The 14313-nt window shown below is 46.9% G+C and carries 17 protein-coding genes; 3 read left to right on the top strand and 14 right to left on the bottom strand.

All coding sequences use genetic code 11. The features are described 5' to 3' along the window. Both B3D59_RS09535 and sat read left to right on the top strand, forming a co-directional pair. On the top strand, window positions 1-456 hold a 456-nt coding region (locus B3D59_RS09535; protein ID WP_286819326.1), incomplete at its 5' end, for an HAD family hydrolase. Between the two features lie 121 nt (window positions 457-577). Beyond that, complete coding sequence (gene sat / locus B3D59_RS09530; protein WP_286819324.1) at window positions 578-1855, top strand: sulfate adenylyltransferase; 1278 nt, start codon at window positions 578-580, stop codon at window positions 1853-1855. Window positions 1856-2072: 217 nt separating this feature from the next. On the opposite strand, the gene B3D59_RS09525 is transcribed toward sat, so the two are convergent. From B3D59_RS09525 to ffh, 11 genes are all read right to left on the bottom strand, one after another. After that, window positions 2073-4349, bottom strand: coding sequence for an inorganic phosphate transporter (locus tag B3D59_RS09525; RefSeq protein WP_286819322.1), 2277 nt, complete (start codon window positions 4347-4349; stop codon window positions 2073-2075). A gap of 239 nt (window positions 4350-4588) precedes the next feature. Continuing rightward, window positions 4589-5428, bottom strand: coding sequence for a 16S rRNA (cytidine(1402)-2'-O)-methyltransferase (gene rsmI / locus B3D59_RS09520; protein ID WP_286819321.1), 840 nt, complete (start codon window positions 5426-5428; stop codon window positions 4589-4591). Window position 5429: 1 nt separating this feature from the next. Further along, window positions 5430-5804: a YraN family protein gene (locus B3D59_RS09515; protein WP_004074314.1), complete on the bottom strand. Its 375-nt coding sequence runs from the start codon at window positions 5802-5804 to the stop codon at window positions 5430-5432. Then, complete coding sequence (locus B3D59_RS09510; RefSeq protein ID WP_414646531.1) at window positions 5801-6394, bottom strand: ribonuclease HII; 594 nt, start codon at window positions 6392-6394, stop codon at window positions 5801-5803. The genes B3D59_RS09515 and B3D59_RS09510 overlap by 4 nt, the downstream gene beginning before the upstream one ends. A 25-nt stretch (window positions 6395-6419) precedes the next feature. After that, complete coding sequence (gene rplS, locus B3D59_RS09505; RefSeq protein WP_286819316.1) at window positions 6420-6773, bottom strand: 50S ribosomal protein L19; 354 nt, start codon at window positions 6771-6773, stop codon at window positions 6420-6422. Between the two features lie 20 nt (window positions 6774-6793). After that, the gene (locus B3D59_RS09500; RefSeq protein WP_286819314.1) at window positions 6794-7414 is read right to left on the bottom strand and encodes an RNA methyltransferase; all 621 of its coding nucleotides are present in this window, start codon (window positions 7412-7414) and stop codon (window positions 6794-6796) included. Then, window positions 7411-8163 (bottom strand): tRNA (guanosine(37)-N1)-methyltransferase TrmD, encoded by a 753-nt coding sequence (gene trmD, locus B3D59_RS09495; RefSeq protein WP_286819313.1) that lies wholly within the window; start codon window positions 8161-8163, stop codon window positions 7411-7413. The genes B3D59_RS09500 and trmD overlap by 4 nt, the downstream gene beginning before the upstream one ends. A 7-nt stretch (window positions 8164-8170) precedes the next feature. Next, a complete protein-coding gene (gene rimM / locus B3D59_RS09490; RefSeq protein WP_286819312.1) occupies window positions 8171-8713 on the bottom strand; it encodes a ribosome maturation factor RimM in 543 nt (180 codons plus the stop codon). A 4-nt stretch (window positions 8714-8717) separates the two neighbouring features. Continuing rightward, the gene (locus B3D59_RS09485) at window positions 8718-8948 is read right to left on the bottom strand and encodes a KH domain-containing protein (protein WP_020586850.1); all 231 of its coding nucleotides are present in this window, start codon (window positions 8946-8948) and stop codon (window positions 8718-8720) included. An 81-nt stretch (window positions 8949-9029) separates the two neighbouring features. Then, the gene (gene rpsP / locus B3D59_RS09480) at window positions 9030-9284 is read right to left on the bottom strand and encodes a 30S ribosomal protein S16 (protein ID WP_277000383.1); all 255 of its coding nucleotides are present in this window, start codon (window positions 9282-9284) and stop codon (window positions 9030-9032) included. Window positions 9285-9300: 16 nt separating this feature from the next. Next, a complete protein-coding gene (gene ffh / locus B3D59_RS09475) occupies window positions 9301-10626 on the bottom strand; it encodes a signal recognition particle protein (RefSeq protein ID WP_286819310.1) in 1326 nt (441 codons plus the stop codon). Window positions 10627-10726: 100 nt separating this feature from the next. Between ffh and rlmN the strand changes: the two genes are divergently transcribed. Continuing rightward, the gene (gene rlmN / locus B3D59_RS09470) at window positions 10727-11767 is read left to right on the top strand and encodes a 23S rRNA (adenine(2503)-C(2))-methyltransferase RlmN (RefSeq protein ID WP_286819309.1); all 1041 of its coding nucleotides are present in this window, start codon (window positions 10727-10729) and stop codon (window positions 11765-11767) included. A 355-nt stretch (window positions 11768-12122) separates the two neighbouring features. Here the strand turns inward: rlmN and B3D59_RS09465 are convergent, their stop codons facing one another. The 3 genes from B3D59_RS09465 to B3D59_RS09455 form a co-directional block, all read right to left on the bottom strand. Beyond that, window positions 12123-12839, bottom strand: coding sequence for a hypothetical protein (locus tag B3D59_RS09465; RefSeq protein ID WP_286819308.1), 717 nt, complete (start codon window positions 12837-12839; stop codon window positions 12123-12125). Further along, window positions 12840-13628, bottom strand: coding sequence for a hypothetical protein (locus B3D59_RS09460; protein ID WP_286819307.1), 789 nt, complete (start codon window positions 13626-13628; stop codon window positions 12840-12842). 489 nt (window positions 13629-14117) lie between these two features. Beyond that, window positions 14118-14313, bottom strand: a 196-nt coding sequence (locus B3D59_RS09455) for a hypothetical protein (RefSeq protein ID WP_286819305.1), incomplete at its 5' end; no start/stop codon positions are given.

Genomic DNA, 14313 nt, shown 5'->3' with positions numbered 1-14313 from the left:
GAAATGGATGACCACCAGCCTGTATACAAAATGATTAAAAGCATCGGTTATGAAAGTGTGGTGCCTTTGATGCTGATGGAACCGGGCCTTATTGAGTTGCTTGATGCAATAAAGCAGGCAGGCCTGGTGCGCGGTGTGGCCACGAACCGGACAAATACCATGGGACGTGTACTGATTGAACATAAGCTGAAAAAGTCATTTGATATTGTTGTCACGGCATCGGATGTGGCAAATCCCAAACCCTTTCCTGACCAGCTAGAAAAAATTATGGGGGCGTATGCGCTGGTGCCTAAACAGCTTGTGTTTATCGGGGATTCCATATACGATAAAAAGGCGGCTGAATCGGCTGGTACCTGGTTCATATCATTTAAGCAGCCCGCGCTTGAAGCCCACGCCCATGCAGTATCCATGGATGAGGTGGGAGAACTGCTAAAGTTAAGCAAATATAATTCTTGACAAATCAGCCAATCATCATTAAATCTTACAAGATTTTTAAATAAAATTGAAGTCAGGTGCCGGGTCAAGGTATTTGACACATATAATGGCAGTTAACCATAGATAAGGAGAATGACGTAATATGTCTAAATTAGTTGCACCCCATGGCGGGAAAGGTCTTGTATGTTGTAAGCTTGAAGGCGCTGCTTTGAAAGCTGAATTGAAAAAAGCCGCAGGTCTGAAAAAAATCGAAATCTCTTCCCAGGTTAAAGGCGACTTGATCATGCTCGGTATCGGCGGTTTCTCTCCGCTGAACGGCTTTATGACCAAAGCTGACTGGAAAGGCGTTTGCGAAGACTTCCTGCTGGCTAATGGTACTTTCTGGCCAGTTCCTGTTATGCTCGACGCTTCTGCTGCTGATGCCGCAGCAATCAAAGTTGGCGATGAGATCACCCTGGAAAGAAATGGTGAGATCTATGCCACCATGAAGATCGAAGAAAAATTCGAAATGACCGAAGCCGAGAAAAAATGGGAATGTGAAAAAGTTTACAAAGGTCATGGCGAAGAGTCCGCTGACAAAGTATTCTGGGAAATCGCACTGAAAGATCATCCCGGCGTTCAAATGGTTATGGCCAGAAAAGAATTCTGCCTGGCTGGTCCTGTAAAAGTACTCTCCGAAGGCGAGTTCCCCGAAAAATTCAAAGGCGTTTATCTGAGCCCGGCAGAAACCCGCGCTATCATGGATGAAAAAGGCTGGGCAAACGTTGCTTCCATGCAGCTGAGAAACCCCATGCACAGATCCCACGAACATCTGTGCAAGATCGCCCTTGATGTATGTGACGGCGTTCTGATCCACTCCCTGATCGGTAACCTGAAACCTGGCGACATCCCCGCAGAAGTACGTATCAAATGTATCGACACCCTGATCAAGGGTTACTTTGTACCGGAACACGTTATTAATGCCGGTTACCCCCTTGACATGAGATATGCCGGTCCCCGTGAAGCCCTGCTTCATGCCACCTTCCGCCAGAACTACGGCGTTAACAAGATGATCATCGGTCGTGACCATGCCGGCGTTGGTGACTTCTACACCCTGTTCGAAGCCCAGGAAATTTTTGATACCATCCCCACTCCGGAAGACCCAGGCAAACGCCTGCTGTGCGCACCTTTGAAAATCGACTGGACCTTCTACTGCCACAAATGCGACGGTATGGCTTCCATGAGAACCTGCCCCCATGGCAAAGACGACCGTGTTATCCTCTCCGGTACCAAACTGCGTCACGCCTTGTCCAACAACCAACCTGTTGTTGATCACTTTGGCCGTGAAGAAGTTTTGGTTATCCTTAGAGAATACTATGCCAGCCTGACCGAAAAGGTTGAAGTAAAACTGCAGAGCCATGCACAAGGCACCAAGATGTAATTAAAGGATTTTCCTTCACTGACATCTGTTTGGTGATGATCTAAATTAAGGCGGCCCTTTCCTTGACTGGAAAGGGCCGCTTTTTTATTTGGCAACTTGCCAACGTTTTGAATTTTTACTTTAAACGGAAAATGGCGAACTTGATCCGGTGCTTGTGCTTGAATTTAATTCCCGGCTAAATATTATTGATTTTTCTTCCAGGTTTCCAAAAAAAAGATCAATCCAGATGCAGTCCTCTGCATGCGTTAGCGCCGTCTTCCGAGGGCAGTGCCTCATTGAATATTTCCAACAGCTTAACGGTTTGTTTGGCCATCATGACGCAATTGCCTGAAATGGCGTAGTACATGATGCTCAGGCGTGTCTTTGAGGTCTCTTCCCTGATTCTGGCAATCTGATTGGCATTGTATTCATCCACAAGATCTCTGAGATAGTGGAACCTTGCTCCGATGTGGTTGCAGTCCACAATATCCTTTTTATTAAATGCGATTTCAACCTGCTCAAAAATGTAAAGCATTTCTGTTTTGACCTCTTTGAGTTCCTCAATCTGGGCCGGTAAAAGCCCTTTATGGCGGTTGGCCACATGCATGGTGGATCTGATCACCGTATCTCTGTGTCCATCGTTCAGTTTTTGAAGGCGCCGGATAATCTGGTAATAGTTGTAAGACCCCTTGTGATCCGTGCGCTGCAGGAGCCGTAACACTTTAAAAATATTTGCAATGATTATATTGCTGCTCATCTGGAACTGCTTGACCTTCCTGCGCTGCTCCCTTAAGGTATCCAAATCCTCTTCAAACAGTGCATTAAACGTGGTTTTCAAAGAGATCCGTATACTCCGAAGATGAAGGGCAAGATGGTCAAATGTGGCTGAAACAGAAGACGGGAAATTTACCACCTCTTCGAGGTGGTAAATGGTGATCTCCTCTTTGGTCTTTTCAGTGCCTTCGTGATGCTTTTTGTTCCTGTGGATCATAAAAAAGACAAAGATTATCAGGCCGGCGACACCGGGCATTTTGAAATAGTAGATGATATAGGCGCAGATAAAAGACGCCGCAAAGGCAATAAAGGCGGTCATAAACCAGCCACCTATCACTGTCAAAACGCCGGTGATACGGTATACGGCGGTTTCCCTGCCCCAGGCCTGGTCGGAAAAGGAAGACCCCATGGCCACCATAAACGTCACATAGGTGGTGGATAATGGCAGTTTTAGAGACGTGGCCAGGGAGACCACGGCAGATGCCACCATCAGGTTTACGGACGCACGCAGCAGATCAAATGATGGTTTCTCCTTTCCCCCGACATGCGTATCTTCGGGGATCGGGCTGATTCTTTTGGCCACAATTTCACCAATGACGTTAGGGGACAGGGCTTTGACAGAGGCAAACAGGCTGTGGAACAGGTTGACGATGCGCCTGGAGAGCCAGACGGATTCGAACCGCTCCATGCATTCATCCTGCTGGCCCAGGCTGATTTCGGTTTCGGTCACTGTCCTTGCCTTGCGTGATACCCAGAGAGTGACCACCATTATGGCGCCTGCAATGAGCATGATAAAGGTCTGGGTGTGTACTTTTCCCCCCAGTGCCCCCATGGTGATATTCATGGGATCCGATGAGGCCAGAGCAGTTCTGAAGGCATTCAGCCCTGCTAAGGGCACACCGATAAAATTAACAAGATCGTTGGCCGCAAATGCCATGGCCAGAGCAAAGGTGCCGGAAAGAACAATGGGTTTAAGGATATTTATTTTGAATGCGCTGATAAGAATTTGAAGGATGATAGTTGAGGTTGCGAAGATACTGCCCATGATAATTAACGAGTGGCTATTTATCCATGCCACCATTTGTGGATCCATGAACGTAGCGCCTTTAGCGCCTTTTAAAAGGATGAAAAAGGTGATGACGGTAAGGGCCAGACCGCCCCATAACGCTCCATAATATTTCAGCCGTTTTTCATAATTAAAGGTAAAGATAAGTCTGGCTATAAACTGAATAGTTGCACCTGATGCAAATGCCACAATAATGGATAATAATATCCCAAAGATTATTGTGATGGCTTTGGTCGAGTTGATATAATCCAAAAGTCCAAGACCCGAATCAGCATGGGCTGCAAGTTTTATCATGGACAGGGCAACGGCAGCCCCGAGCAACTCAAATACAATGGATACGGTCGTGGAGGTGGGCAGACCATATGTGTTGAAAAGATCTAAAAGCAGGATGTCCGTGATCATGACAGCCAGAAAGATGATCAGAAGTTCGGGCATGGTAAAAAGTTCGGGATGAAAAATACCCTTCCGGGCAACCTCCATCATGCCTGCAGAAAAAGTAACGCCGGCCAGAATACCGGCACTGGCAATAATCATGATCACTTTAAACGGTGCAGCCTTGGATCCGATTGAGGAGTTTAAAAAATTCACTGCATCATTGGTGACTCCAACAATCAGATCAAAAATTGCAAACAGGATCAGCATCCCTACGATGACATAGCATATTTCAATGCTCATGGTGTTTTTATTTCCTTTGTGAAGGTTGGATATCTATTCGGGACGAAATACGTCTGTCCGTTTTATTAGAATTGCAATCCTAACAATATTCTCACACTTTGCAAATATTTTACCCCTTATAAGGCTTTTGACCCTGATTTGGCAAGGGGTTTATCAACCTGTAGCGTATAGTCACTGTTTTGTGCGTCATCGGTAGTAGTTGAATCCCGGATTAAGGTGGGGGGGATGTACCTAAATGTTTAAGAACGTTTTTTGAGGGCTAAAATCATGTCGTAAACCTTGGGTTTTGGGCAGTTGGCAAGTTCAGCTATTTTTTTTGCAAGCTCACCGGTCCGCATATTCTGATTCAGGCCATCCATGATCATGATCTCTATCTGGTCTGAAGATAAATCGGCGGGCTGTTCATCCGCGCCTTTAATAAACAGGACACATTCGCCTTTGACGCTCTCCCTTACCTCAAGGGTGGATAAAATAAGAGATAAGGGCCCAGGAATAAACTCCTCATACTGTTTTGTCAATTCCCTGGCAAGACAGGCCTGACGGTCGCCAAACGCCGTTATGGCTGAAGATATCAGCCGGATAACGCGCCTGGGGGATTCATAAAATATCAGTGTGGCCTTGTGACGGGCGGCATCATTGAGAAAGCTGTCCAGGCGGCCCTGTTTTTTAGGCGGAAAGCCCAGGAAGATAAAGGTGTCCGTGGGCAGGCCGGATGCGCTCAATCCGGTAAGCGCCGCGTTGCATCCGGGAACCGGCACTATGGGTATGCCTTTTTCTTGGGCTTGGGAAACCAGACGGTAACCGGGATCTGAAATTAAAGGCGTACCTGCATCGCTGATCAAGGCGATGGTGGTCCCGGTTTCAAGGCGTTGGATCAGGTCATGGGCTTTTTCGGTTTCATTGTACTCATGACAGGCAATCGCGGGGGTTGTGATGCCGTAATGACCCAGCAGTTTTTTTGAGTGACGGGTGTCTTCGGCCGCAATCAGGTCAACCTCTTTTAGAATGCGTACCGCCCGGAATGTCATATCTTCAAGATTGCCTATAGGCGTTGCCACGATATAAAGAGTGCCGGACATCTTAAGATCCTTGAAAGGCATTGGGGATCACAGTGATGTCGCAGGCGGTGTGTGAAGCGTCCTTGTATAACACTTCCACCACATCAAACCGCAGCCGGGTATTGGTGATTTTATTTAGGCTTAGATAGTACTGGGCGCCCATGATAATTTTTTTTTGCTTGGCTGTTGTTACACCTTCCCGGGGTAAGCCTTTTTTTACGCCTGTCCGGGTTTTCACTTCAATAAAGCATAAGGTGTCAACGTCTCTTGCGATGATATCGATTTCAAACTGCGGGGTTGAATAATTGGATTCCAATATTTTATAGCCCCGGGATAAAAGAAGCTTCCGGGCCGCCCGTTCTCCCTTTTTTCCAAGCGCTATTCCCCCAAGGCTCATATATCCTTTACACCCTTGAAACTTTTGCGATGAATGGGGCAGGGGCCATGGGCCAGGATCGCCTGCTTGTGGGCTTTGGTTGGGTATCCTTTATGGCGCTTAAATTCATATTCAGGATATTGTAAGTCAAGGTCCGTCATGATCCGGTCCCGGGTGACCTTGGCCAGAATAGAGGCTGCTGCAATGGACAGGCTCAAGGTGTCCCCTTTAATGACAGGACGCTGGTCTATGTTACTGTCTATGGTAAACTTGCCGTCTATGAGCAGATAATCCGGGATAAGTCCTAAATCGTCAACCGCCCGTTTCATGGAGAGCAGGGATGCCTGCAAAATATTAATCCGGTCAATTTCTCCGTGGTCGGCTATGCCGATGCCAAATGCTATGGCCTGGCTTTGGATCACTGGAAAAAGCGCCGTTCTTTTTTTTTCGGAAAGTTTTTTAGAATCATTGATGCCGCGAATATCAAAATTTTCAGGCAGGATCACCGCCGCAGACACGACAGGGCCGGCAAGGGGTCCCCTGCCGGCCTCGTCAACACCCGCAATTATTTTATATCCATCCAACATAGCCTGCTTTTCAAAGACCAGCATATCGGCTGGAAAATTGGCACGGGTATCAGGCAAAGCGTTTTTCTTTGATTCTTGCCGCTTTGCCGCGCAGATTTCTCAAATAGTAAAGTTTTGATCTTCTTACACGTCCCCGGGTGACCAGTTCAACTTTGTCAAGGCCAGGGGAATGAAGGGGGAAAATTCTTTCAACACCTACGCCGCCGGAAATCTTTCTAACGGTGAACCGGGCGCTTGAAAGGCCTCCGGTTTTTTTGATAACAACGCCCTCGAAAATCTGAACGCGTTCTTTTTCACCTTCCCTGATTTTTACATGGACCTTTACGGTATCCCCGGAGTCGAAATCCGGGATGTCAAGGCGCATCTGTTCTCTTTCAATTTTTTGCATTAGGTTTGCTGTCATGTTTTCTTCCTTCTATTTTTTCAGCCGTTTATTAATCTGTCTAAATATATGGATGCCGCGGACCGGACGCTTAAGTGATTATATGATCCTGCCCCCTGTATGGGCTCAAGGATATGGTCACACTGATTGATTACTTCCGGTGCCAGCCCCCATGCCGTACCAAACACGATCACATGGGGGGCATTACCCTTCAATTCCTGTCCAAGTTTTCTGCAACTGTGTGTGGGGTGCCGGGTGTTGGCGCTGGTGGCTACTTTAACCACGACCTGCCCCTGTTCATTTTCTATATCATTGCAGACTGCTTCAAATGTATCCGCCACCCTGATCCGTTCAAGGGCGGATTTTCGTGCCGGATTAACCCTTCCGCCATGGCCGTTTGTCCAGTGTTCCATGATCTGGAAGGCCAGGGTTCTCTGGTCTTCATAGGGGGTGAAGACGTAATATGCCTTTACACCGAATGTCCGGCCTGCCCTGGCAATGTCATGCAGATCCATGTTGGTCAGGGCTGAACCCGTTATTTCTCCTCTTTTATTGACCACAGGGTAGTGGATCAATGCCAGGTAAAGATTCGGCGTGTTATGTTCAGTTTCCGACCCCTGGCGTGTGGGGCCTTGATCTATTGGTTCATCTGTTGTACTCATTTATCAATCAGTGCCTCAAGCTCCCGGCACCACTGCCGTAAAATTTCTTTTTCTTCATTATCCGGCACCCGGGTTTCAAAGAGGTCCGGACGCTTGATAAATGTTCGTTCCAGAGCAGAGCGCCTGCGCCATTGCCGGATTTTTTCATGGTTTCCGGACAAAAGCACACCGGGTACGCCCATTTCCTCGTACCTCTCGGGCCGGGTATACTGGGCATATTCCAGACGGTTATCCATAAATGATTCACACCGGGATGATTCATTGTTTCCCAGCACTCCGGGAGTCATTCTTGCAACGGCATCAATAACGGCCATGGCAGCAATCTCTCCGCCGGTCATCACAAAATCTCCGACACAGATCTCTTCATCCACCTGGCGGGCATAGACCCGCTCGTCAATACCTTCGTACCGGCCGCAGATTAAAATAAGGTCCTGTCGATTTGCGGCAAGTTCACAGGCCCGGGCCTGGGTAAAGGGTCTGCCCTGGGGGCTTAAATACACCACCCAAGGGCTGGGAGACGTCTGTCTGGCAGAATCAATGGCTTTTTCCAAAGGTCCGGGCATCATTACCATGCCGCTTCCCCCGCCATAGGGGCGGTCATCTACACTGTTATGCCGATCTGAAGTAAAATCCCGGATGTTGATGCTGTCTGCGCTGATAACCTTCCGGTTCAAAGCCCTGGCCATGATGCCGTTGGCAAAAAAAGCCTCCAGAAATTCCGGAAACAGTGTCAATACGGTAAACTTCATCGGAAAATCAGTCCGTGATGAAACCTTCGGGCAACTGTGTTGAAATTACCCCGGTCTCAAGGTTTATATCCTTGATAAATACGGCATTCATCGGGATGAGCAATTCCTGTTTACCCTGGGGCGTTTTATTTGTAACAACCAGGATATCATCCGCACCTGTGGGGAAAAGCTGCTCAACGCTTCCAACTTCGCCTTTACAGGTATCTACAACCGTCAACCCGATCAGATCCTGCCAGTACCAGGTATCTTCATCCAGGTCCGGCAGGTTGGTTTTATCAACCATGACAAGCTTCCCCACAAGGGCTTCCGAGGCTTCCCGAGTACTGACCCCTTCAAGGGTTAAAAGTACGCCTTTTTTATACCTGCCGGTTCGGATTATCACATATTCCCGTCCAGGGTCCAGGGTCTTGTCCTCATCTTTGAGTACCACGGCAAGCCCTGGGGCAAAGGTGCCGGGCGACTGGGCCCAGGACCAAACTTTAAGGTTGCCCCCAAGGCCGTGAACGCCCGTGATCTTGCCGATGGTCAGCCAGGTATCCGAACATTCCATGGAACTACTCGATGATTTCCAGTACCGTGCGTTTTTTCATTTTTGTGGCCGCGGCACTCAGGATAGTTCTCATGGCCCTGGCGGATCTGCCTTGTTTGCCGATAACCTTGCCTAGGTCTTCTTTTGCCACCTTGAGTTCAAGCACCGAAGTCTGGTCTCCTGTCACTTCAGATACCTGAACTTCATCTGGATTGTCTACCAATGCCTTTGCTAAATACTCAATCAGCTCTTTCATAAAAACGTCTCCTAATCAATGACATAAGGGGCCCGGCCGTTTTCAAGGCGTCTACAGCGGTTCTATTCTTTTAAGGTACCCTTAGGCAGGAACGCTTTGAGCACTCTGTTTTTTAAGGATACTTTTTACCGTTGTGGTGGGTGTTGCACCCTGTTCCAGCCAGTACTGCACCCGGTCCTGTTTCAGGGTGATAACGGCCGGATTCTGCATGGGATCATAGGTACCGACGGCTTCAAGGAACTTGCCGTCCCTGGGTGCCTGAATATCGGCGGCAACAATTCTGTAAAAGGGTTTCTTCTTGGTGCCTTTACGAGTAAGTCTGAGTTTTACTGCCATAGTTCTTGTTCTCTCCTTAAAATGGAAGCATGCCCCGAAGGGATTTCATGCCGCCTTTATTAAATTTTTTCACCATGTTCATGGATTGGGTATAGCTTTTAAGCAGTTTATTCACATCCTGAATCGATGTCCCCGAACCAAGGGCAATCCTTTTTTTTCGCGATGCTTTTATGATTGCGTGTTTGGCCCGTTCATCAGGAGTCATGGAATTGATAATAGCCTCTATTTTTACAAATTCTTTATCACTGATGTTCAAATCATTGAGCATCTTTTTATTTACCCCGGGCAGCATGCCCAAAAGATCCTTGATTGATCCCATTTTGCGGACCTGCTGCATCTGGTTTTTAAAATCTTCCAGGGTAAACTGGTTTTTCCTCAGTTTCTTTTCAAGGGCCTGGGCTTCTTTCTGGTCAACCGCATCCACTGCCTTTTCAATAAAAGACAGGGTGTCTCCCATACCCAGAATCCTGGACGCCATACGGTCCGGATGAAAGGGCTCAAGTGCCGTACTCTTTTCACCCACACCGATGAACTTTAAGGGTTTGCCCGTCACCGCTTTGATGGAGAGCGCTGCACCGCCTCTGGCATCACCGTCCATCTTGGTCAGCACAAAGCCTGAAATATCAAGCCGCTTGTCGAATTCACCGGCAATGTTCACCGCATCCTGGCCGGTCATGGCATCTGCCACCAGAAGAATTTCTGCCGGGTTGATGCCCTTTTTGATCTCTTCAAGCTCGACCATGAGCGCGTCATCCAAGTGCAATCGCCCTGCGGTGTCAATGAGCAGGGTGTCGCAGCCAAGCTCCCTTGCGGCAAGCTTTGCATCCTGGCAGATCCTGAGCGGTTTCATGTCGGTTGTGGATTCAAATACCGGCACGTCCATCTGTTTGCCCAGCTTGGTCAGCTGGTCTATGGCTGCCGGACGGTACACATCCACAGGCACAAGATAGGGTTTTCTGCCGATTTTGCGCAGAAAACGCGCCAGTTTGCCAGCTGTGGTCGTTTTGCCGGAACCCTGCAGTCCCACCAGCATGATCGATGATGCCCCGGTGGCGGCAAAGTTCAGTTCCTGGTGGGTGGAGCCCATCATTTTTGTAAATTCTTCGTTTACAATCTTGATGACCTGCTGCCCCGGGGTCAGACTTTGCATAACCTCCCGGCCAAGGGCTCGGGCTTTTATATCCGAAATGACATTTTTTGCAACCTTATAATTGACATCGGCTTCCAGAAGTGCCAATCTGACCTGTTTTAAGCCGTCCTCAATGTTTCTCTCGGTAAGGGTTCCGTGCCCTCTTAGTTTCTTAAAAACAGAATCCAGCCGGTCGCTTAAATCGTCAAACATGTGCAAGATAACCTTTTTCTCAGTGTCAAATCAAATCGTTGAAATTAATAAATAATCCGTGTAATGTCAAGAAAATAATAAAATTATGCAGGTGCGTACAATGAAAGATATACTGGATTTTACCCGGCAGGATCTGGGTGAATGGTTTGAAAATAAAGGAATACGGCGTTTCAGGGCTGACCAGGTGTTCAAATGGCTCTACCTGAAGCTTGCCGGCAGCTTCGAAGAGATGACCGATCTGGGCAAGGCCCTGCGGGGGGAATTGGCCGAGCATTTTTTTCTGGGAACACTGGAACTTGAAAACATGGAAACTTCCGTTGATGCCACAAAGAAGTTTTTGCATCGACTGGCAGACGGGGAGTATGTGGAAAGTGTTCTCATACCTGAAAAAGAGCATTATACCCTTTGTGTGTCCACCCAGGCCGGATGTGCCATGAACTGTAAGTTCTGTCTGACCGCCAAAACCGGGTTTAAAAGAAACCTGACCATGGGAGAGATTGTAGGTCAGGTACGGGATGCCCGAAGGTTTGTTGCCCAACAGGGTATCGAACCTTTGTCTCTGTCCAATATCGTGTTCATGGGTATGGGGGAGCCTTTGGCAAATTATGATAACCTTTTGCGCAGCCTTGGTGTGATTTTTGATACGGATTTCGGGATGAAGTTTTCCTGTCGGAAGGTAACGGTTTCCACCTCCGGTATTGCCCCTAAAATCATTCAGCTGGGCCTTGATACCGAAGTCAACCTTGCAGTGTCGCTCAATGCCACAGACAATGAGCTGCGTTCAAGCCTGATGCCGGTCAACCGTGCCTGGCCCATTGAGGCGTTGCTTGCGGCTTGCAAAGAATTTGAGATGAAGCCCAGGAACAAAATTACCTTTGAGTATATTCTGATGAGCGGGGTCAATGACAGTGATGCCCATGCCCATGACCTGGTCCGCCTGCTTTCCCCCATTCGGGCAAAAGTGAATCTTATTCCATTTAACGAACATCCCCAAGCACCCTTTAAAAGGCCTTCACGGGATCGGATCAACGCCTTTTTGACTATTCTTTTAAATCGGAACATGACAGCTATTGTCAGGAAAAGTAAGGGGGATGATATTTCTGCGGCCTGTGGGCAGCTCAAGGCAGCCCGGATAGAATAGAGTTCACCGCAAATGAATTGATACTTCATCGTGTTCCTGTTCCTGTTCTTAATCAGCCTTATTCCGACAAAGGTACGAAAAGTCTCATAGGAGTTAACACTCTTTGAATATGACCTTTTAGCTTCAACAGGAATGAATAATATAAGAAGTCAACGCCCCTTCAATACTGCCTTTGGGTGTTTGATAATAGACATAATGTAGGGTTTCCGATTCCTCAAAATTTCTGAAAATTGGCGATTTTAATGGCAACGTCTGCGGGTTGTCCGTCAGCATTTTTTATTAGCAGATAGGCTTATGCGGAATAAATGTTATTTATCACCAAATGGTATTATGACGCAATGCCACAGTTGGTTGCTTAAGAATGATAAAGGGTTTCGCTTATTAGATCAATAAATTCATGCACACCTGATCCGTCTTTAACACGATCCCAAAGATATAGTTCAACAAGTTCATCAAGAATCTCAAGCGCTCCTTCGCTAAGGCAGTAACCTGTTTTCTGAATGGAATCATAATGGGCGCCAATCGGCTGAAGATGATCAAACCTTAACAACGACTCTTTCGGTCCGCCAATAGGAAGCATATCGATAAAAAATTGGGGGTACCGAATGTGCCTGACTCTCTCAATGAACGCTGGATTATATCCGGCCCGGGAACCGTCCCGGTCAGCCCCATAATATGGTGCAACCAAAAGTGTCGGGGCAGTACTCCGTTTAGGTTGACCATGCTTGACTTCCTGGGGCACCATGTTGTGGGTTTTCCCCAGCACAAGGCAAGGCCGGAGCTTTGCTCTGTATACAGTCCAAATTTCATTTTGATATAGGGTCATTGCCGCAACTGGAAGATCTTCTCTTTTCCGAGGGGCTTGGATATCAAGCGGACGAATCTTTACGATTGCTTTCGAATGGATGTTTGCTTCCTGCCTTCCGACAGGTTCGATTGTATTCGGAGTCTGATCAACGTGGGGAATAAAAGCCTTGATGAGAAAACCTCTGTCAACCGACTGGGAGTCCGTTTGCTGCCACCAGGAAGACGATGCGAGCAAAGATTGGATGGAATCATCAGGGAATTTCATTTATTCTGGATAGTCACCTTTTCTTGATTGTGAATGCCAGATATCTTCTGAAAATTGAGCTTCGAATTCCTGTTCAGGCAACTTCTTTCCGGCGAGGCTTTCCACCCAGTCAAGGCCATCTTCATAAATCTGGTCATGCATTGGTTTAACAGGAGACTGAATATAGCCCTTATCCGCTGGGATTTTGCATTCTTTCCTCTTTTCCCGGATAGCTTGAAGGCCTTTGAAGAAGTTTTTTTGTTTTCTGATCGATAAATTTTCAAAATTTGAATTGTATTCCAGCTTTTCTGGTCTGCTTTTAACAGCAACAGAAAAATCGAGTTTTTCCCCGGGGGCCGCTGAAATCATCGGTTTTGTTCCATAGACATAACCGAGCAGGCCGGGTGTATCCTTCTTATGTTTATGAATATCTTGCTGTAATCTAGCACCGATAACCAGAGGCAGGGAGTTACCTTTCTTTTCAAAAAGGTCATAGTTGCCGAGAGAGTACCTTACAAAATCTTCCCTACTCTCATACCTGCTTTCAATAATCCTACGTTCAGCCCCGATCTCTTTAAGGGCCGGCTCGATACATTCAAACAAATCGGAATTCCAGGGGCCGAAAGTATAAAATGTCCAGTCTATCCCAGTGTATGTTTCTCCATTGTTGTATTGGGCATAGGCCAAGTCAGCCAAATAAACATATTTGATGATATGAATCGGGCCGAGATCTCGGTCAATGTATTCGTCCTCCTGACCGGCCACCAGCACGGAGTACTGGATAATATCGTATATTCTTCTTTGATTCATATCGTTATTGAGGCTCCTTGTATTTAAAGTAAGCCAGGTAAAATAAGAAAACAAGCCACAAAAATCAAGCTTTTAAGTTCTTATCGTCATAATAAGAAAAATCCTTTGCCCATTTTTTATTTTTTTCCGAGTCCCTTACACCTCAAAAAGGCCCAATAATATAGAAAAGTAAAACAAAGCCTTAATGGTATTTATCCATGCCCAAGCCGATTTCAAAACAGTGCTCAATAACAAAAGCAGTCAATGCCTTGCCAGGAAAGGTTCTCGGAGCTCCATGATAGACATATTGTGGTTTTTTGGTTTCCTATAGAAATTTTTAAATTTTTCTGTGTTATGCATTTACGGCCTTTTGAGATTTATCGAGGAGCTGAGGGGGCCGGGTATTTAAACCCCAAAAGCTTAGATAAAAGTTAAATTTTCCTGAACCAGTTATTTCCCCAAAAAACGCCGCGCAGGCAGCCCGGACTCTCTCCAGTGTTTTGTTCGGCGCTATTTTTCCCAAGGGGGGACAGCAATTAAAACCCTTGTATCTTTCAATATAATTTTTCTTTTCAAAACTTTTGTTAGGTCTGCAATTACAGAACATGCCGCAATATAATTCTCAACCGCTTCTTGTATTGTAAAGGAGCTTCCTTCTCCATATCTTTGCTGGATGGCCTCATTCAATGCCGTTGACTTAAGACAC

It is taken from the genome of Desulfobacter sp. UBA2225 (assembly GCF_002348205.1).
Classification (GTDB): Bacteria; Desulfobacterota; Desulfobacteria; order Desulfobacterales; family Desulfobacteraceae; genus Desulfobacter; species Desulfobacter postgatei.
This window is presented reverse-complemented; position numbering and strand designations above follow the sequence as displayed.

Coding starts and splice junctions, on each gene's coding strand:
- sat (WP_286819324.1), top strand. CDS start 578: ATGTCTAAATTAGTTGCACCCCATGGCGGGAAAGGTCTTGTATGTTGT.
- B3D59_RS09525 (WP_286819322.1), bottom strand. CDS start 4,349: ATGAGCATTGAAATATGCTATGTCATCGTAGGGATGCTGATCCTGTTT.
- rsmI (WP_286819321.1), bottom strand. CDS start 5,428: ATGTCCGGCACTCTTTATATCGTGGCAACGCCTATAGGCAATCTTGAA.
- B3D59_RS09515 (WP_004074314.1), bottom strand. CDS start 5,804: ATGAGCCTTGGGGGAATAGCGCTTGGAAAAAAGGGAGAACGGGCGGCC.
- B3D59_RS09510 (WP_414646531.1), bottom strand. CDS start 6,394: ATGCTGGTCTTTGAAAAGCAGGCTATGTTGGATGGATATAAAATAATT.
- rplS (WP_286819316.1), bottom strand. CDS start 6,773: ATGACAGCAAACCTAATGCAAAAAATTGAAAGAGAACAGATGCGCCTT.
- B3D59_RS09500 (WP_286819314.1), bottom strand. CDS start 7,414: ATGAGTACAACAGATGAACCAATAGATCAAGGCCCCACACGCCAGGGG.
- trmD (WP_286819313.1), bottom strand. CDS start 8,163: ATGAAGTTTACCGTATTGACACTGTTTCCGGAATTTCTGGAGGCTTTT.
- rimM (WP_286819312.1), bottom strand. CDS start 8,713: ATGGAATGTTCGGATACCTGGCTGACCATCGGCAAGATCACGGGCGTT.
- B3D59_RS09485 (WP_020586850.1), bottom strand. CDS start 8,948: ATGAAAGAGCTGATTGAGTATTTAGCAAAGGCATTGGTAGACAATCCA.
- rpsP (WP_277000383.1), bottom strand. CDS start 9,284: ATGGCAGTAAAACTCAGACTTACTCGTAAAGGCACCAAGAAGAAACCC.
- ffh (WP_286819310.1), bottom strand. CDS start 10,626: ATGTTTGACGATTTAAGCGACCGGCTGGATTCTGTTTTTAAGAAACTA.
- rlmN (WP_286819309.1), top strand. CDS start 10,727: ATGAAAGATATACTGGATTTTACCCGGCAGGATCTGGGTGAATGGTTT.
- B3D59_RS09465 (WP_286819308.1), bottom strand. CDS start 12,839: ATGAAATTCCCTGATGATTCCATCCAATCTTTGCTCGCATCGTCTTCC.
- B3D59_RS09460 (WP_286819307.1), bottom strand. CDS start 13,628: ATGAATCAAAGAAGAATATACGATATTATCCAGTACTCCGTGCTGGTG.